At 73.4% G+C, this 16,872-nt stretch carries 15 protein-coding genes; 9 read left to right on the top strand and 6 right to left on the bottom strand.

Features of this window, described 5'->3' with window-relative positions; translation table 11 throughout:
- Nucleotides 1-38: 38 nt before the first annotated feature.
- Together ACFWEJ_RS17565 and ACFWEJ_RS17570 are read right to left on the bottom strand one after the other, a co-directional pair.
- Nucleotides 39-1,196: an endonuclease gene (locus ACFWEJ_RS17565; protein ID WP_377230499.1), complete on the bottom strand. Its 1,158-nt coding sequence runs from the start codon at nucleotides 1,194-1,196 to the stop codon at nucleotides 39-41.
- 72 nt (nucleotides 1,197-1,268) lie between these two features.
- Complete coding sequence (locus tag ACFWEJ_RS17570) at nucleotides 1,269-2,861, bottom strand: SMI1/KNR4 family protein (RefSeq protein ID WP_377230500.1); 1,593 nt, start codon at nucleotides 2,859-2,861, stop codon at nucleotides 1,269-1,271.
- A gap of 206 nt (nucleotides 2,862-3,067) precedes the next feature.
- On the opposite strand from ACFWEJ_RS17570, the gene ACFWEJ_RS17575 reads away from it, so the two are divergent.
- From ACFWEJ_RS17575 to ACFWEJ_RS17590, 4 genes are all read left to right on the top strand, one after another.
- The gene (locus ACFWEJ_RS17575; protein ID WP_377230501.1) at nucleotides 3,068-3,706 is read left to right on the top strand and encodes a hypothetical protein; all 639 of its coding nucleotides are present in this window, start codon (nucleotides 3,068-3,070) and stop codon (nucleotides 3,704-3,706) included.
- A gap of 76 nt (nucleotides 3,707-3,782) precedes the next feature.
- Nucleotides 3,783-4,895, top strand: a complete 1,113-nt coding sequence (locus ACFWEJ_RS17580; RefSeq protein ID WP_377230502.1) for an Rv2578c family radical SAM protein — start codon at nucleotides 3,783-3,785, stop codon at nucleotides 4,893-4,895.
- Complete coding sequence (locus ACFWEJ_RS17585) at nucleotides 4,895-5,899, top strand: phosphotransferase family protein (RefSeq protein WP_377230503.1); 1,005 nt, start codon at nucleotides 4,895-4,897, stop codon at nucleotides 5,897-5,899. The genes ACFWEJ_RS17580 and ACFWEJ_RS17585 overlap by 1 nt, the downstream gene beginning before the upstream one ends.
- A 47-nt stretch (nucleotides 5,900-5,946) precedes the next feature.
- On the top strand, nucleotides 5,947-6,546 hold the full coding sequence (locus tag ACFWEJ_RS17590; RefSeq protein ID WP_377230504.1) for a GNAT family N-acetyltransferase: 600 nt from the start codon (nucleotides 5,947-5,949) through the stop codon (nucleotides 6,544-6,546).
- 68 nt (nucleotides 6,547-6,614) lie between these two features.
- Here the strand turns inward: ACFWEJ_RS17590 and ACFWEJ_RS17595 are convergent, their stop codons facing one another.
- Nucleotides 6,615-7,829, bottom strand: a complete 1,215-nt coding sequence (locus ACFWEJ_RS17595) for a pyridoxal phosphate-dependent aminotransferase (RefSeq protein WP_377230505.1) — start codon at nucleotides 7,827-7,829, stop codon at nucleotides 6,615-6,617.
- 192 nt (nucleotides 7,830-8,021) lie between these two features.
- Between ACFWEJ_RS17595 and ACFWEJ_RS17600 the strand changes: the two genes are divergently transcribed.
- Genes ACFWEJ_RS17600 through ACFWEJ_RS17610 form a run of 3 tightly spaced genes read left to right on the top strand, consistent with a single transcriptional unit; the run spans nucleotide 8,022 to nucleotide 12,471 of the window.
- The gene (locus tag ACFWEJ_RS17600; protein WP_377230506.1) at nucleotides 8,022-8,990 is read left to right on the top strand and encodes a hypothetical protein; all 969 of its coding nucleotides are present in this window, start codon (nucleotides 8,022-8,024) and stop codon (nucleotides 8,988-8,990) included.
- On the top strand, nucleotides 8,987-10,723 hold the full coding sequence (locus tag ACFWEJ_RS17605; RefSeq protein WP_377230507.1) for a hypothetical protein: 1,737 nt from the start codon (nucleotides 8,987-8,989) through the stop codon (nucleotides 10,721-10,723). The genes ACFWEJ_RS17600 and ACFWEJ_RS17605 overlap by 4 nt, the downstream gene beginning before the upstream one ends.
- Nucleotides 10,720-12,471 (top strand): M16 family metallopeptidase, encoded by a 1,752-nt coding sequence (locus ACFWEJ_RS17610; protein WP_377230508.1) that lies wholly within the window; start codon nucleotides 10,720-10,722, stop codon nucleotides 12,469-12,471. The genes ACFWEJ_RS17605 and ACFWEJ_RS17610 overlap by 4 nt, the downstream gene beginning before the upstream one ends.
- 21 nt (nucleotides 12,472-12,492) lie before the next feature.
- Here the strand turns inward: ACFWEJ_RS17610 and ACFWEJ_RS17615 are convergent, their stop codons facing one another.
- Genes ACFWEJ_RS17615 through ACFWEJ_RS17625 form a run of 3 tightly spaced genes read right to left on the bottom strand, consistent with a single transcriptional unit; the run spans nucleotide 12,493 to nucleotide 14,140 of the window.
- Nucleotides 12,493-12,963, bottom strand: coding sequence for a PPOX class F420-dependent oxidoreductase (locus tag ACFWEJ_RS17615; protein ID WP_377230509.1), 471 nt, complete (start codon nucleotides 12,961-12,963; stop codon nucleotides 12,493-12,495).
- Between the two features lie 38 nt (nucleotides 12,964-13,001).
- The gene (locus ACFWEJ_RS17620; protein ID WP_377230510.1) at nucleotides 13,002-13,370 is read right to left on the bottom strand and encodes a VOC family protein; all 369 of its coding nucleotides are present in this window, start codon (nucleotides 13,368-13,370) and stop codon (nucleotides 13,002-13,004) included.
- On the bottom strand, nucleotides 13,367-14,140 hold the full coding sequence (locus ACFWEJ_RS17625) for an oxidoreductase (RefSeq protein ID WP_377230511.1): 774 nt from the start codon (nucleotides 14,138-14,140) through the stop codon (nucleotides 13,367-13,369). Before ACFWEJ_RS17625 ends, ACFWEJ_RS17620 begins: the two co-directional genes overlap by 4 nt.
- A gap of 82 nt (nucleotides 14,141-14,222) precedes the next feature.
- On the opposite strand from ACFWEJ_RS17625, the gene ACFWEJ_RS17630 reads away from it, so the two are divergent.
- The gene (locus ACFWEJ_RS17630; protein WP_377230512.1) at nucleotides 14,223-14,819 is read left to right on the top strand and encodes a TetR/AcrR family transcriptional regulator; all 597 of its coding nucleotides are present in this window, start codon (nucleotides 14,223-14,225) and stop codon (nucleotides 14,817-14,819) included.
- 96 nt (nucleotides 14,820-14,915) lie between these two features.
- Nucleotides 14,916-16,703 (top strand): aspartate--tRNA ligase, encoded by a 1,788-nt coding sequence (gene aspS, locus ACFWEJ_RS17635; RefSeq protein ID WP_377230513.1) that lies wholly within the window; start codon nucleotides 14,916-14,918, stop codon nucleotides 16,701-16,703.
- Nucleotides 16,704-16,872: the final 169 nt, after the last annotated feature.

Raw genomic sequence — 16,872 nt, forward strand, 5'->3', positions numbered from 1 at the left:
CCCGCCTCGCATGACGAGGCGGGTGCGCAAGGTTCAGGTCACCAGATCGACTCGGCCCACTCCGGGTGGTCGATGAACGGGTTCCGGTTGTGCTGCCAGTCGGAGTAGATGATGTCGTTGCGGCGGGTCTCCGCCGCCGACACGGGGTCGGCAGCATGCCAGGCGAGCAGCACGGAGATCTTCCCGTGCAGCGGCACCGAGCCGTTCGAGGTCGACTCGTTCAGCTCCAGGTTCGGCCAGCCGTCGTCGCCCTCGTACCGGATCGCCATGTAGAAGAGCGCGCGTGCGACGTCGCCCTTGAACTCGTCGGCGGGTTCGAACGAGTCGGAGTCGGTGAAGCAGTCCGGGCACTCGGCGACGGCCGAGCCGCCGTTGTCGAAGTCCTTGTTGCCCCGGGTCGAGTTCACGGTGACGTCGGTGGGCCGCAGGTGGTGGAGGTCGGTGCCCGGGCCGGTGGCCGTGCCGAAGCCGCCGTGGCTCTGGGCCCAGGTGTGCTCGCGGTTCCAGTCGTCGGGGTCGCCGCCGTTGAGCGTCTTCGAGATCGACTCGCCGGAGTAGAACTCGATGACGTTGTTCGGGTTGCCCGGGTCCTCGTCGGTCTCCTGGAGCGCGGTCCAGACGGTCGCGTAGCTCACGCCGGTGTGGTCGTCGATGATGCCGTGCAGGGCCGAGCGCAGCGCGGTGCCGGTCCGGCCCGCCGCCGCGTCGTAGTAGCCGGCGGGGATGTCACCACCACCGCCGCCACCCCCGCCGCCGCTGCCGACGACGGCGAACGCGGTGCCGTCCTTGAGCCCCGGGTGGGTGAAGTACGCCGTCAGGGCACCCGTGACGTCGAGCTGCTTGCCCATCAGGCTGGGGTTCGACGCGAGACCGAAGCTGCTGCGGAATGCGGCGGGGATCTGGACGTAGACCATGCGCGAGGTGCTGGTCTCACCGGGGGTGTCGGCGAGGGCAAGCGCGTAGTCGTTCGGGAATCCGCTGGTCACGACCGTGCTGGTGGCGGTCGGCTGCCCGACGACGTACCCGCGCACCGTGGCGGACGAGCCGTTCTGGGTGGCGATCGCCGACGCGACCGTGATCGGGGTGGCCGCCTGGCCGGACGTGGCCAGGCGGACCTGGGCTGCCGTGACCAGCACCAGGGTCAGGGCGAAGCACACCAGGGCGAGCGCCGTCGAACGCGTGGTCACTTTCTGCATTGCTCGACCGTAGCGGGGTAAATAAGGGCAGTCATGGCCTATAGGTAAAATCTACGCAAAAACGTCCGGTCGTCAGAGGTCGCCCTCGATCGTCACCGTGCGCAGGCCCTCGCCGCCCCATCGCCGGATGAGCGCGTCGTAGACCGCGTCGACCTCCGCCTGGTCGAGGTCGGACCCGGAGATCCCGGCGGCGAGCAGGGACTGGGGGACGGCGTCCGCGGCGATCAGTGCCTGCCATTCGTCCAGGCCGATCTCGAGGTATTCGAGGTGGTCGAGCCGCCCGATGACCAGGGGGTCGGTGATCGTGCCGGGCTCGGCGGTGACGGTGCGCAGCGCCGGGAGCCCGATCAGGGGTGACAGGTCCGACGGAGCGGTGTCCCAGTGCCCGATCGCCAGTACCTCGAGCTCTTCGGTCGCGGCGGCCTCGACGGTCATGCCCTCGGCACTGTTGACCATCACCACCGCGGGCGGTTCCGTGCTGTCCTCGGACCGGGGCGGGGGGTTCTCGCCGTAGAGCACGAGGTCGGTGATCGAGTCGGCCAGCAGCCAGGCGCCGACGTCGGACTCGTGGCTGAGGACGACGAGCTGGCCGACGTGGCCGGTCGGGCCGGGTGCCAGGTCGATGGCCACCCAGTCGCCGGTCCCGCCGAGGTCACCGATCACGATCCACTCCGGCGAGGCCACCAGGCCCTGGACGGGGGAGTCGGGCCGGGTGACCGCGGCCTCGCGGGCGAGGAAGTTGAAGGGCAGGCCCTTGCGCACGTCAGCCACCGAGGCGCGTTCGATGCCGCCCGTCTCGAACTGCTCGATCCCACCGAGCGCCGCGGCGTCCCGTTCGTAGCGGTCGTCCTCGCCGTACGGGCCGTAGTCCCCGTACTTTGCTCGCGTCACGGTCAGCACCGCGCGCAGCTCAGGCGGCAGCGGTGTGCCGAGCCGCTTCTCCAGGGCGGCGAGCTCCTGCTCGGTGGCCCCGACCGCGTCGGGCATCCGTTCACGCAGCACCCGTTCCAGCAGCTCCGGGTCGGCCGACGGGGCCGGCCCGCGCCCTGGGTAGGTCCGGGGCTCGCGCCGGACGGTCTCGGGGACTGCGCCGTCGACCAGGACCACATGCCCGGGAGTGTTCGCTCCGAAGTCCCGGTAGATCTTCGTGGTCGGCGACTCGGCGGCCGGCGTCACGACCGTGTGTCCGTCCGGCGCGATCCGGACCGAGAAGTTGATCGAGCTCCTGCCGGCGTCCTTGAGCGCTGACCTCAGCGGCTCGGCCGCCTCCATGAGAGCCAGGGTGTACTCGGACTCGTCGGAGGTCTTCGCCAGGGGGAGGCTGAGGGCTCCCGGCCCGTAGTCGCCGGACCACGCGCACAGCTCCGGATGTTCCGCCCTGACGAGCTTGAGCATCGGTGCCCACGTCTCGAAGGCGTACAGCGCTGCGTCCTCGGGCGTGGTGCGGGCCGGTGCCGGCATGGATGACCTTTCTTGGCGGTCGGCTGCTGCCGGTGCCCGGGTGCAGTCGTCGGTGCTGCTGTGGCTCGCCTGGGGGCCCGGCGACGGGCCGAGCAGGTGGATGATCACGATCGCGGCTCCTGCGGCGGCCACGAGGCCGGCCGTGACGGCAGCACCTGTGAGTCCCGCCTTTCGTTCCTGCCGGCCGTTCCGACGCGTGATCATCGGGGCAACCTACCCGAGCGGGTTCGCTCCGATCGCGGGTGATACCGCGGGGGTGACCCGGTGGGTGAACTGGAGCACGTTGTCCGGTTTGCCCGGAGCCACGGAGGTGCCTTCGGCTAGCCTCGCGATCGGGTCGATGAGACTCCGTATGTGAACGACGCCGCCGGCCGCCTCTCGGGGCCCGCGGCGGGCCGAGGGGACAGCCGATGACAGGTTCGGGACGCGTCGACGACGGGGTGCTCGGCGAGCACTGGGAGCAGTCGCTCGTCGGGGTGACGGGCGCGGCCGGTGCGCCGGCTGCGGCACCCGTGAGACGACGTCGCATCCGGGCAGCCGGCAGGCTGGTCCGGACGCGGTGGGCGCGGAACCCGCACCGCGCGGTGCGCGAGCACGCGGGCGCCGCGGACGACAACCGGCTGCACGCGCCGCGCCGGGCGCGCCGCCGGTTCTCCGTGCCCGCCATCGTGCTCGGTGCGAGCCTTGTGGGATCCACCGCGGTGCTCGCGCTCAGCCCGGTCGAGGCCGAGTTTGTCGCGCTCGACTGCCCGGCCGGCGTGTCCGCCGGCTGGGTGGACCAGTACCGCGACGTCCTCGGCCTGCGCCTGCCCGACCCGAGGGACCACCTCGCGGTCACGGCACCGGCGGGCTCGGTGGTCGCGGTGACCTTCACCGACGCCGCCGGCGCCGCCTACCCGACCGTCCGCGACGTCGTCCCCGGCGACGGCGTCCTGACCGTGGAGCCGCCGCGCGCCCTGTCCGCGACCGAACGCGCGCAGTGGCGCGTCGCGGCCGTGGTGTCTGCCGACGGGGACCCGGCGGCGACGTGCGAGGCGCCGCTGCCCTGACGGGCTCGTTCCGGCGCGCCCGCCCAGGCCCTGTGGGCAACTTGACGTCGGCTCGAACGAATGTTCGAATCGGATCATGCGTTGGCAAGGTCAGGCGATCTCGAACGACGACGGCGCGCTGCCCGGGCTCGAGCTGCCCGGGCTGCGCGGCGCCGGGCTGCTGCGTACCGTCCGGTCGCCCGAGTTCGCGGGGGTGACGTTCCACGAGGTGCTCGCCAAGAGCGCGCTGTCGAAGGTGCCGGCGGCGTCCCAGATGCCGTTCCGGTGGACGGTCAATCCCTACCGTGGATGCAGTCATGCCTGTTATTACTGCTTTGCCCGCAATACTCACGAATATCTCGATCTCGACGCCGGTCACGACTTCGACTCCCAGGTGGTCGTCAAGGTCAACGCCGACCAGGTGCTGCGGGCCGAGCTGGCCAAGCGCACCTGGAGCCACGAGGCCGTCGCGCTCGGCACCAATACCGACCCCTACCAGCGGGCCGAGGGGCGGTACCGGCTCATGCCGGGCATCATCTCGGCGCTCGCGGACTCGGGCACGCCGTTCTCGATCCTGACCAAGGGCACGCTGCTGCGGCGTGACCTGCCGCTGCTCGTCGAGGCCGCGCAGAAGGTCGACATCGGCCTCGGCGTCTCGCTCGCGTTCGCCGACACGCCGGCCGGCCGGGAGCTGCAGCAGGCCGTCGAGCCGGGCACTCCCACGCCGAAGGCCCGCCTCGACCTGATCCGCGCGATCCGCGCGGCGGGCCTGCCGTGCGGCGTGATGGTGGCGCCGGTACTGCCCTGGCTGACCGACTCCCTCGCACACCTCGAACGGCTGCTCGACAACCTGGTCGAGGCCGGCGCGACCGGCGTCACCGTGCTGCCGCTGCACCTGCGGCCCGGCGCCCGCGAGTGGTACCTGGGCTGGCTCGGGCGCGACCACCCGCACCTCGTCGAGGGCTACGGCCGCGTCTACGCGCGGGGCGCCTACGCGCACCAGGGCTACCGCGACTGGCTCTGGGAGCGGGTGCGTCCCCTGATCCGCGAGCGCGGGCTGGGTGGGGCGGCGATGCACCGCGTCGATGCCGCCGGCGGCGAGCAGCACGCGGAAGGCGACTACCCGCGCGGGGCGTTCACCGGGGTCCGGTCCGACGGCGCCGGCGCGGCATCCATCGGCGCGGACGTCGGGAACGAGACCCTCTTCTGATGCAGCCCCCGACCCCGCGCGTCGACCCGCGCCTGCCCGGGTACCTCCTGGAGCCGCTGACGGGCGGGTGGTCGGGGGAGACGTTCCTCGCGACCCCGTCGCCCGGGGCGGACGGCGGGGACCGGCTCGTGGTCCGGTTCTTCGCCGACGCGCGGCACGCCCCGGACGCCGCGCGGGTCCAGGCGGCGCTGCTCGACCGGGTCCGCGACGTTCTGCCGGTCCCGACCGTGCGCGAGGTGCACGACGGCGACGGCGTGCTGCCCGGGCTGCTCGTCACCGAGCTGCTGCCGGGGGAGCGGGGCGACCTGGTGCTCGCGCGCCTGGTCGCGGAGCATCGGGAGGGCGGACGGCGGGAGGACGGGCCGCGGGAGAACGGACGCCGGGCCGAGGACGACCTGAGGTCGCTGGGCCGAGCCGTCGGCAGGGCCGCGGGAACGCTCGCCGCGACGCCGATGTCGCGGACCGGGCTGTTCGCCGGCGCGGACCTGTGGATCGAGCCGTTCGACCTCTGGCTGCCCGACTGGGTCGACACCCACGCGCCGGGCCTCGTCGAGGCCGGCTGGTCCGACGGCGAGGTCGCCGGGCTGCGGAAGGTCGCCGAGCGGGCCGCCGTCGACCTGGAGGGGGCCGCGCCCTGCCTGGTGCACAGCGACCTGAACCCCAAGAACGTGCTGGTCGACCCGGCCACGCTCCAGGTCACCGGTGTGCTCGACTGGGAGTTCGCGCACGCGGGCCACCCGGCCACCGACCTGGGCAACCTGCTGCGCTTCGACCGGGAGCCGGCCTACGCCGAGGGTGTCTTGGACGGCTGGTCCGCGGCCGCAGCCGCGGCCGCCGGCGCGGACGGCCGCGACCGGCATGGGGTCGTCCACCTCGCCCGGTCCGCCGACCTGGTCGCGCTGGTCGAGCTCGCCGCCCGCGCGGAGACGAACCCGGTGGTGCGCGAGGCGCGGGCGCACCTGCGCGCCATCGCCCGCACGGGCGACGTCGGCGCCGCCCCGTGACCGCGAACTTTCGCGGCCCCGGGGCGAACCGGACGTATCGTGTCGGCATGGCTGAGCTCGCCCCGTACACGATCACCCCGGGCACCCTGGCGGAGCTGGCGCAACCCACACTGCCCCTGCCGGACGGTGCGCGGATGCGGCCCTGGAGCGACACGGACGCCGTCGCCCTGCAGGCCGCCTACGCGGACCCCGACATCCAGCGCTGGCACGTGCGGCGGATCGACTCGCCGGACGAGGCTCGGGAGATGATCGCGGGCTGGCAGCGCGCGTGGGCGCAGGAGCGTCGCCTCGAGTGGGCGGTCGCCGCCGCCGACGGGACGTTGCTCGGGCGGCTCGCGCTCAAGGACCTCGAGCTGTTCGACGGCGTGGCCGAGATCGCCTACTGGACCGTCCCGGCCGCCCGGGGCCGGGGCGTGGCGCCGCAGGCGGTCACGGCGGCGAGCGCCTGGGCGTTCGACGTCGGGTTCCGGCGGCTGGAACTGGAGCACTCGACGCGCAACCCGGCGTCCTGCCGCGTCGCGGAGAAGGCCGGGTTCGCCCCGGAGGGCACGCGCCGCGGAGCCGCCCGGCACGCGGACGGCCACCACGACATGCACGTCCACGCCCGGCTGGCCGACGCCGAGGGCGCGCTCCCTCTTGAGGCCTGAGTTTCTTCGCTCTGCGGCCTCGCAAAGCGAAGAAACTCGGGCCTCAAAGGGGAGGTCGGCAGCGGGCGTCAGGCCCGCACGTCCTCCAGGTACTCCGCGATGCGGCCGATCGCCTCGGTGAGCACATCGACGTCGGGCAGCGTCACCAGGCGGAAGTGGTCGGGCTCGGGCCAGTTGAAGCCCGTCCCGTGCGTCACCAGGATCTTCTTGGCGCGCAGCAGGCCGATCACGAACGCCTCGTCGTCCTTGATCGGGTACATCTCCGGGTCCAGGCGCGGGAAGCAGTACAGGGCGCCGCGCGGGCGCACAGAGGTGACGCCCGGGATCTCGTTGAGCAGCTTGTCCGCCAGCATGGCCTGCTCGTAGAACCGGCCGCCGGGCTGGATCAGGTGCTCGATGGACTGGTAGCCGCCGAGCGCCGTCTGGATGGCGTGCTGTGCCGGCACGTTGGCGCACATGCGCATGTTCGAGACGAGGGTGAGGCCCTCGATGAAGTCGGCGGCGCGGTGCTTGGGGCCGGAGATCATGGCCCAGCCGGAGCGGTAGCCGCAGATGCGGTACGCCTTGGACAGGCCGCTGAACGTGATGCACAGGACGTCGTCGGCGGCGAACGTGGCGGTGTGGTGGTGCGTGGCGCCGTCGAACAGGATCTTCTCGTAGATCTCGTCGCTCAGGAGCACCAGGTCGTGCCTGCGCGCCAGCTCCGCCAGCCCCTTGACCGTGTCCTTGCTGTACACCGCACCCGTCGGGTTGTTCGGGTTGATGATCACGAGCGCCTTCGTGGCGGGCGTGATGCGCGACTCGATGTCCTCCAGGTCCGGGTTCCACCCGTTGGCCTCGTCGCAGCGGTAGTGCACGGGCGTGCCGCCCTGCAGGCTCACGGCCCCGGTCCACAGCGGGTAGTCCGGCGCCGGGACCAGCACCTCGTCGCCGTCGTCGATCAGGGCCTGCAGCACCATGCTGATCATCTCGGAGACGCCGTTGCCGATGTAGACGTCGTCCACGTGCGTGTCGATGCCGTGCGACTGGTAGTAGTGCGCCACGGCCGTGCGCGCCGAGTAGATGCCGCGGCTGTCGCTGTACCCCTGCGCCTGCGGCAGGTGGTGGATCATGTCCGCCAGGATCGCCTCGGGCGCCTCGAACCCGAACGGCGCGGGGTTGCCGATGTTCAGCTTGAGGATCTTGTGACCCTCGGCCTCCAGGCGGTACGCCTCCTCCAGGATCGGACCCCGGACGTCGTACCGGACGGACTTCAGCTTGCGGCTCTGCCTGATCTCTCGCACCCGCTCATGGTCGCAGGTCCGGTGCCGTGCCCGCGCACCCTCGCCCCGGGTCGAGATGACCGTTCCGAGTGCTTTCGCGAAGTTCACCCGGGGTGTGGGCCGATTTCGCCCGGGCGGCGGCCGCGGCGCCAGTAATCTCCGGTCGGGCACCGACGCCCCCCAGGATCTCGACCTCCCCCGGACAGGTAACCGATGGCCACCACACGCGACGCGGCGCCGACCGCGACCTTCTTCGACCCGCTGGCTCACGTGCCCGACGGCGCCGCCCTGCGGGCGGCCCGGGACGCGGGCGACCCGGCGGCGGCGCTCGCCGTCGTCCGCGGGCTGACCGCGCCGGACGACGTGATCGCCGCGCTGTGGGCGATCTGTGGCGACGCCTCCGAGGACGACCACCTCCCGCTCACCGCGGCGATCGACGCGGCCGACGACGGCGCGCCGCTCACCCGGACGCTGCGCGCGATGCGCTACATGGTGGTCGGCTGGTCGATCCGCTCGCACGCTCGCGCGGAGCACGTCTCGGCGGACCAGTTCGAGCAGTTCCACGACTGGCTGCGGCGGGCCGAACGGCTGCTGTTCGACGTGTGCGCGGAGCACCCCGGCTTCATCCCTGCCTGGAAGGCCCGGATCACGACGGCCCGTGGCCTGGAGCTGGGGCACGGCGAGGCACGCCGCCGGTACGACCGCCTCGCCGCGCTCGACCCGCAGGTCTTCGCGGCGCAGCAGGTGTACCTCCAGCAGATCCTGCCCAAGTGGAGCGGGTCGTGGGAGGAGACGTCGCGGTTCGTCGCCGAGTGCGCGGACGGTGCGGCGCCCGGGGCGCTCGGCCCCGCCCTCGTCGTCGACCTCGCGATCGAGCGGTACGTCGACGGCGAGAAGGCCACCCCGCCCGAGATGGTCGACCGGGTCCGCGGCGTCGCCGCCGGCACGGTGCTGCACCCCGACCATGTCCGCACCGCGGCGACGGCCGTCGTGCACGCGAACCTCGCGCTGTTCTTCTCGCTCGCCGACCTGCCCGCCGAGGCGCAGCCGCACTTCGAGGCGCTCGGTGACGCCCCGGTCCAGGGCATGTGGGGCTACTACGAGCCCGGGGCCGAGCGGTTGTACCGCAAGCACCGCGACGCGGCCGCGAAGGCGGCCGCACGCTCGGGCGCGCGGGCATGACCGCCCTGACGCTCCCGGACCTGGCGGACTTCCCGGGCGTCACCGCGACCGGGGTCGACGGGGTACCGGTCCTGCTCGCGCCGCGCGAGGGGAACGTCGGTGCGGGGATCGTGTTCCGGGTCGGTTCGGCGGACGAGACGCTGGCCCTCTCGGGCATCACGCACCTGATCGAGCACCTCGCGCTGCGCACCCAGGTGCTCAGCGAGGCGCACCTGAACGGGCAGACACGCTCCGACGTGACGCTCTTCCACGTGGCCGGCACTGCGGGCGACGTCGTGAGCTACCTGAACGACGTGTGCGCGTCGCTGCGCGACCTGCCGCTCGACCAGGTCGAGACCGAGAAGGACATCCTGCGCTCCGAGGGCGACGGGCGGAACCCGGGTGTCGCCGGCCGCCTCCGGCTGAACCGGCACGGCGCCCGCGACCACGGGCTCGTGGGGTACGGCGAGCGCGGGCTCGACCGGATCACCGCCGACGAGGTGCGCGCCTGGGCAGCCACGTGGTTCACGCGGGAGAACGCCGTCGCCTGGATCACCGCCGACGCCGTGCCGGAAGGACTCGACCTGACGCTGCCGTCCGGACGGCGCATGCCTCCGCCCGCGGTCAGCGACGTGCTCCAGGGCGCCCCGGCCTACCTGGGCGGCCTGCGGGACGGCGTCGCGCTCGACGCGCTGGTGACCCGCGGGGCCGCCGCGGACGTGGCCACCCACGTGATCCGCGAGGTCCTGCACCGTGACCTGCGCCGGGACGCCGACATCGCGACGACGACGGACGTCTCCCACGACCCCGTGGACGTGGACCGGGCGCGGCTGTCGGTGCTGGTCCAGGCCGAGGGCCGCCCGGACGCGGCGGTCGGCGGCCTCGCAGACGCCCTGAACGGGCTCCGCTTCCACGTCGCGCACGACGACCTGGCCGCGGCGCAGGCCGCGGCGGCCGAGGAGCTGGCCGAGCTCGCGGCGGCGGCACCGGCCGACGTGCTGCCGCCGCTGGCCTACCGGACGGTCACCGGGCGCCCGCTCGAGGGGCCCGCGCGGATCGCCGCCCGGGTCGAGCAGGCCACGGCGGACGACGTCCGCGGCATCGCCCGCGAGCTGTGGGGCAGCGCCCTCTGGTACGGGCCGGGAGCGCTCGACTGGGCGGGGATCGTCCCCGCCCCGGAATGGTCCCAGGGGACCATCCACGGGCGGACGTTCCCGCGCATCGATGCCCCGGACGTCTCGCTCGTCCTCGCCGTCGACGGCGTCGGCCTCGTCACGCCCAGCGGCACTGTCGTGGTCCGGTTCGCGAGCTGCGTCCTGCTGGAGACCGTCCCCGACGGCGCACGCGCGCTCACCGGCGCCGACGGGTTCCGGGTGCAGATCGAACCGACCCTGTACGAGGGCCTGAGCGCCGAGGACGTCGCGGAGCACGTGGACGCGCACGTACCCGCCGACGTCGTCGTGCAGCTGCCGGCACGCGACGCGGCCGACATCCCGGTACCTCGACCCGGCACGAACGAGAAGCCGGCAAAGCGGCAGCGGGCGACGAAGGACGCCGGGCCGCGCTCGGTCCCCGCGACGGTCGCCCTCGTCGCGGGCCTGTGGGTCGCCGGGCTGCTCGTCCTCGGTGGCGGCCAGGTGCTGCTCCGGGAGGTGTTCGACGTCGACCTCTCGCTGGGCTTCCTGCCCGTGCTCGCCCTCGGCTGGGCGACGTTCGGGCTGATCAACAAGCGACACCCGAAGGAGCGCCGATGACCGCGACGACCCCGACCCTCGCCCGTGCGCTCTACGCGCAGCGGCCCGGCCGCACCGTGGGGGGTCTGGTGTTCCGCGTCGGGTACGCCGACGAGACCCTGGCGACCAGCGGGACGACCGCCCTGGTGGTCGCCCTCGCCCTGCGCGCGGTGGAACGGCCCGGCCTCGACATCTCCGCCTCGGTGGGCCCCACCGTCACCCACGTCCGGGTGAGCGCCTCCGACGAGCGGGTCCGCAGCACGCTCCGTGAGCTCGCCCTGGCCCTCGCCGACCTGCCGGTGCGGCACCGGGCGACCGAGACCCGGGCGCTGGAGGAGCGCACCGACGACGGGGCGGTGCAGCCCTGGCGGTTCGGGCTGAGGAGCTACGGCCTCGGGCCCAGCCAGTTCCTGGGGCTGCACCGGGTGACGGACGACGAGCTGCGCGCCTGGGCGCGGGACCGGTTCGCCGCGGCCAACGCCGTCGTGTGGGTCACCGGCGAGACCGCCCTGGACCTGGACCTCGCCCTGCCCGCCGGTCCGACCGGCGCGACGCTGCCGCCGCCCGAGGTCGCCGGGCCCGCCGTCCCGCTCCCGGCCGAGGCGCTGGCCGGCGGCTCCCGGGTCCTGTGGGACGCCGTCGTGCCCGACACCCTGGCGCTGACGGTGCTCGCCGAGGTCGCCCGACGGGCCTTGTTCCAGGGGCTGCGGCAGGACCGTGGCTGGACGTACGACGTGTCCACGGTGATCGGGACGCTCGACGGGCGGCAGGCCAACCTCCAGATCGCCGTCGGGCTCCGGCCGGAGACCGCCGCGCAGGCGACGGGCGAGTTCCTGGACACGCTCGGACGACTGCGGTTCGCGGTGGCCGACGACGAGCTGCAGTCGGCGCGCGCCCACCTGCTGGCGGCGTTCGAGGAACCGCACCAGGACGCCATGTGGCTCCACGACGACGCCGTGCTGACGCTGCTCGGCCGGGCCGTCCCCGCGGCGGACGAGCGCCGGTCCGCCGTGGCACGGGTGACCGCCGAGGACGTCCGCGCGCTGGCCCGCCAGGTCTGGGACTCCGGCCTGCTGGTGACGCCGGTCGGGTCCGGCTGGGCGGGGACCGAGGTGCTCCGGAGCGGGACGGGCGAACCGCTCCCCGGCAAGGCCTTCGAACGCGTCGACGTGGACGCGACCATCCGGGTGGGGGAGGACGGCGCCACGCTTCGCGACGGGCGGCGCACCACCACCGTCCGTTTCGACGAGACGGCGGCCCTGGTCGCCTACCCGGACGGCGGGCGACTCCTGGTCGGCCTGGACGGGGCGCGCGTCCCGTTCGAACCGACCCTGCACGACGACCTGCGCGTCGCGGACCTCGGCCGGCTCGTGGACGAGCACGTGGACGCCGCCCTCGTCGTGCCCGTGCCCCGTCCGGCGGCGCCCGAGCGCCCGGACCAGGAGGTGATCAAGCAGGCGAGCCAGGCCCGTGCGGCCCGGGAGGTGGACGAGGACGGCCTCGCGCGCACCACCGGCCTGCTCGCCCTCGCGGTCGGGAAGGTCGTGGTCGTCCTCGCGCTGGTCCTCGTGCTGCTCGCAGCGATAGGCGGCACCCTCGTGTCCGGCGCCGTCGCCCTCGGCGAGGTGGGCGCCTGGCTCGACGGCGACGGGACCTGGGACACGCTCGCCGTCGTGCTCCCGACCGGCCTCGTCAGCGCCGGCGTGGCCTGGCTGTCCTACCGGGCGATCCTCCGCCTGGGCGGCGAGGACAAGGGCAAGACGGACTGACGCCCGGTGGCGACGGGCGGCTCACCCCTCCGCGAGCCGCGCCGGGAACCCGCCCGTCGCCACCGGACCCCAGCGCTCGATCGTGATGCGCACGAGCGACTTACCCTGCTCGACCATCGCCGCGCGGTACTCGTCCCAGTCGGGGTGCTCCTTGCCGGCCGCCGCGCGGAAGTAGTCGACCAGCGGCTCCACCGACTCGGGGACGTCCAGCACCTCGGCCGTGCCGTCCACCTGCACCCAGGCGCCGCCGAAGTCCTCGCCGAGCGCCAGGAACGACGCCGCGGGCCGCGCCTTCAGGTTCCGCGCCTTGGCCCGCTCCGGGTACGTCGAGACGACGACGCGGCCCTGCGGGTCCACGCCGTACGTCACGGGGCTGAGCTGCGGGGCGCCGTCGGCCCTGCTGGTCACGAGGATCCCGTCGCGGCGCGAGCGCAGGAACTCCAGCAGCTCGTCCCGGGACACGGTCGTGTTGGTCGCGATAGTCCTGGCCATGGGCGTCAGGCTATCCCCGGGCCCGGCCCGTCCGTGCCTCAGGCGGGCCGCAGGCAGAAGGGGTGCCCGGCCGGGCTGGCATAGACCCGGCCGCTCGGCGGCGCGCCGGGGTCGACGTCGCCGGTGGGCCGCAGCCGGCGGGCACCTGCCGCGAGCGCTTTCTCGTCGGCCGACGCGAGGTCGTCCGTCGTGAGGTCGACGTGCATCTGCTGCGGGTTCCCGTCCGGCCAGTCCGGCGGGACGAGCCCCGGGACGAGCTGGACCACGATCACCGGGAACCCGTCGGCCCGCAGGAAGTGGTGGGTCGGGGTCCGGGTGACCTCACCGCCCAGGAGCCCCTGCCAGAACGTGCTCTCGAGGTCCAGGTCGGGGGCGTCGAAGCTGACCGCGCCGAGGTTGATGTTCATATCGCCGGGATGATGCCGCCGTCGACGCGGAACTGGGCTCCGGTGAGCCACTTCGCCCGGTCGGACGCCAGGAAGGCGATCATCTCCGCGACGTCCTCGGGGTCGCCGGGCCGGCCCATCGGCATGCCGAGGTGGTCGACGATCTGCTGCTGCACCTCGCCGAGGCTGATGCCCTGCTGGTCGGCCATCTGCTGGTGGTGCGCACGAGCGCCCTCCGTGACCACGAAACCCGGCAGGACGCACACCACACGGACCCCGTGCTCGCCCACCTCGGTCGCGAGCTCGCGGCTGTAGGCGTTGAGCGCCGCCTTGGCCGCCGCATAGGGGGCCTCGTTGCGTTGCGGCAAATGGCTCGCGATCGACGAGACGTGCACGACGACGCCCGAGCCGCGCTCGACCATCCCGGGAACGAGTGCCCGGTCGAGCCGTACTGCCGCGAGCAGGTTGATCTCCAGGTCCGACTGCCAGGACTCGTCGGACCGCTGGAGGGTCGGCGTCGGTGTGGTCGCGGCGCCGGCGTTGTCGACCAGGACGTCGACGCCGCCGACGGCGTCGATCACCCGGCGGCCGAGCTCGGCGACGCCCTGCTCGGTGGCGAGGTCCGCGGGGACGTGGGTGGCGCGCAGGTCGTCCGGGGGCGCGGTGCGTGCGGCGGTGAGCACCGTCGCACCGGCGGCGACGAACCGCCGGGCGGTCGCTCTGCCGAGGCCTCGGCTGCCGCCGGTGACCAGTACGCGCAGGCCTTCGAGTCCTTCGGGTGGAACAGGCACAGGGGTCTCCTACCAGTAAGATGAACCAGGTTCCGGAAACGGTACACCTAACATGAACCAGATTCACCTTATGGAGGTCGAGATGCCCTCGTCACGCCCGCTGCGCTCCGACGCGCGACGCAACCGGGAGGCGGTCCTGACCTCGGCGCGGGACGCCTTCCTCGCCGGGGAGGCGAACATCCGCGTCGAGGAGATCGCCCGCCGGGCCGGGGTGGCGGTCGGGACGCTCTACCGCCACTTCGAGACGCGCGAGGCGCTCGTCGAGGAGGTCTACCGGCACGAGGTCGACGAGCTGTGCGCCGCGCCCGCGGACCTGCTCGACAAGTACGCCCCCGACGAGGCGCTCCGGCGGTTCCTGCTGCTGCTCGTCGACCACGCGGCCGTGGGCAAGGGGATGGGCGTCGCGCTGGAGGCCATCATGGCGACCGACTCGCCCGTGTTCGACGACGCCCGGGCACGGATGGCCCAGGCGCTCGACCGCCTCCTCGCGGCAGGCGCCGCCACCGGCACCGTCCGCGGCGACGTGAACGGACGGACCCTCCTGCGCGCCCTGGGCGGGATCTGCGGCATGCGCGCCACCGACGGCTGGCAGGACGAAGCCGTGCGCATCACCGGGCTCCTCTTCGACGGCCTGAGGTTCGGCGCAGCGGACGCAGCCCCGACCGCCGTCACGCACTAGACTCGCTGCGCGCCCTGCGGCGCCCACCCACCGCCGTCCCGCCCGTCAGGGTGCCCGGCGGGGGCAACTCGTCTTCCGTCATGAAAGGACCTCTCCGTGCTCCGCACCCACACGGCCGGCTCACTGCGGGCCGAGCACATCGGCCAGACCGTCACCCTCACGGGCTGGGTCGACCGCCGCCGTGATCACGGGGGAGTGGCGTTCATCGACCTGCGTGACGCGTCCGGCATCGCCCAGGTCGTCATCCGCGACGAGGAGATCGCCCACCCGCTGCGCGCCGAGTTCGTGCTGCAGGTCACCGGCGAGGTCGGCCGCCGCCCCGAGGGCAACGCCAACGCCAACCTCGCCACCGGCGAGATCGAGGTCGTCGCCACCGAGGTCGTCACCCTCAACGAGTCCGCGCCGCTGCCGTTCCAGGTCTCCACGGCGCTCGCGGACACCGAGGTGATCGGCGAGGAGGCGCGCCTCAAGCACCGCTACCTCGACCTGCGCCGTCCGGCCCCCGCGCACGCCCTGCGCCTGCGCGCCAAGGCCAACCAGGCCGCGCGCCGCGTGCTCGACGAGCAGGACTTCGTCGAGATCGAGACGCCGACCCTGACCCGGTCCACCCCGGAGGGCGCCCGCGACTTCCTGGTCCCCGCGCGCCTCGCGCCCGGCTCCTGGTACGCGCTGCCGCAGTCGCCGCAGCTCTTCAAGCAGCTCCTCATGGTGGGCGGCATGGAGCGCTACTACCAGATCGCGCGCTGCTACCGCGACGAGGACTTCCGCGCGGACCGCCAGCCGGAGTTCACGCAGCTCGACGTCGAGATGAGCTTCGTGGACCAGGAGGACGTGATCGCCCTCGGCGAGAAGATCCTTCAGGCGCTCTGGGCGCTGGTCGACGTCGAGATCACGACGCCCATCCAGCGCATCACGTTCCACGAGGCGATGCGCCTGTACGGCACGGACAAGCCCGACCTGCGGTTCGAGAACCCGATCGTCGAGCTCACCGACTACTTCAAGGCCACGCCGTTCCGCGTGTTCCAGGCCGAGTACGTGGGCGCCGTCGTCATGTCCGGCGGGGCGGCCCAGCCGCGCCGCCAGTTCGACGCGTGGCAGGAGTGGGCCAAGCAGCGCGGCGCCCGCGGCCTGGCGTACGTGACCTTCACGGAGGAGGGCGAGCTCGGCGGCCCCGTCGCCAAGAACCTGTCCGACGAGGAGCGCGCCGGCCTGGCAGCCGCGACCGGCGCCCAGCCCGGCGACGCCGTCTTCTTCGCCGCGGGCAAGACGTCGGAGGCCCGGGGTCTGCTCGGCGCCGCCCGCCTCGAGATCGCCCACAAGACCGGTGCGATCGACGAGAACGCCTGGTCCTTCGTCTGGGTCGTCGACGCGCCCCTGTTCAAGCCGGCCGGCGAGGACGACGACGTCGACCTCGGCTCGTCCGCCTGGACCGCCGTGCACCACGCGTTCACGTCGCCCACGCCCGAGTGGATCGACACGTTCGAGAAGGAGCCGGGCGAGGCCCTGGCCTACGCCTACGACATCGTCTGCAACGGCAACGAGATCGGCGGCGGCTCGATCCGTATCCACCGCCGGGACGTGCAGGAGCGCGTCTTCGAGGTGATGGGCATCGGGCACGAGGAGGCGCAGGAGAAGTTCGGCTTCCTGCTCGACGCCTTCGCGTTCGGCGCCCCGCCGCACGGCGGCATCGCGTTCGGCTGGGACCGCATCGTGTCCCTGCTGACGAAGTCGGCCTCGATCCGCGACGTCATCGCCTTCCCGAAGTCGGGCGGCGGGTTCGACCCGCTGACGGCGGCGCCGGCGCCCATCACGCCGGAGCAGCGCAAGGAGGCCGGCGTCGACTTCAAGCCCGAGGCCGCTCCCGTGGCGGCCCCCACGGCGTGACGCGGCTGGGCGGCCACGGGCTCGACCACGTCTTCCACCGGGCCCGCTCCGACTTCTTCGAGGTCACGCGGACCTGGACGGACGAATCGGGCCCGGACGACGCCGGCGCGGCCGCCGTCGTGCAACTTGCCGACCCCACGGGGGAGCGGCCCGGCCGATGGCTCAACGC

Origin of the sequence: Promicromonospora sp. NPDC060204 (assembly GCF_042728455.1) — a bacterium.
Lineage (GTDB): Bacteria > Actinomycetota > Actinomycetes > Actinomycetales > Cellulomonadaceae > Promicromonospora.

Excerpts from the sequence above, each read along its gene's own strand:
- ACFWEJ_RS17585 (WP_377230503.1), top strand. The coding sequence starts at position 4,895 with ATGCAGCCCCCGACCCCGCGCGTCGACCCGCGCCTGCCCGGGTACCTC.
- ACFWEJ_RS17615 (WP_377230509.1), bottom strand. The coding sequence starts at position 12,963 with ATGGCCAGGACTATCGCGACCAACACGACCGTGTCCCGGGACGAGCTG.
- ACFWEJ_RS17565 (WP_377230499.1), bottom strand. The coding sequence starts at position 1,196 with ATGCAGAAAGTGACCACGCGTTCGACGGCGCTCGCCCTGGTGTGCTTC.
- ACFWEJ_RS17630 (WP_377230512.1), top strand. The coding sequence starts at position 14,223 with ATGCCCTCGTCACGCCCGCTGCGCTCCGACGCGCGACGCAACCGGGAG.
- ACFWEJ_RS17575 (WP_377230501.1), top strand. The coding sequence starts at position 3,068 with ATGACAGGTTCGGGACGCGTCGACGACGGGGTGCTCGGCGAGCACTGG.
- ACFWEJ_RS17580 (WP_377230502.1), top strand. The coding sequence starts at position 3,783 with ATGCGTTGGCAAGGTCAGGCGATCTCGAACGACGACGGCGCGCTGCCC.
- ACFWEJ_RS17570 (WP_377230500.1), bottom strand. The coding sequence starts at position 2,861 with ATGATCACGCGTCGGAACGGCCGGCAGGAACGAAAGGCGGGACTCACA.
- ACFWEJ_RS17600 (WP_377230506.1), top strand. The coding sequence starts at position 8,022 with ATGGCCACCACACGCGACGCGGCGCCGACCGCGACCTTCTTCGACCCG.
- ACFWEJ_RS17590 (WP_377230504.1), top strand. The coding sequence starts at position 5,947 with ATGGCTGAGCTCGCCCCGTACACGATCACCCCGGGCACCCTGGCGGAG.
- ACFWEJ_RS17620 (WP_377230510.1), bottom strand. The coding sequence starts at position 13,370 with ATGAACATCAACCTCGGCGCGGTCAGCTTCGACGCCCCCGACCTGGAC.
- ACFWEJ_RS17610 (WP_377230508.1), top strand. The coding sequence starts at position 10,720 with ATGACCGCGACGACCCCGACCCTCGCCCGTGCGCTCTACGCGCAGCGG.
- ACFWEJ_RS17605 (WP_377230507.1), top strand. The coding sequence starts at position 8,987 with ATGACCGCCCTGACGCTCCCGGACCTGGCGGACTTCCCGGGCGTCACC.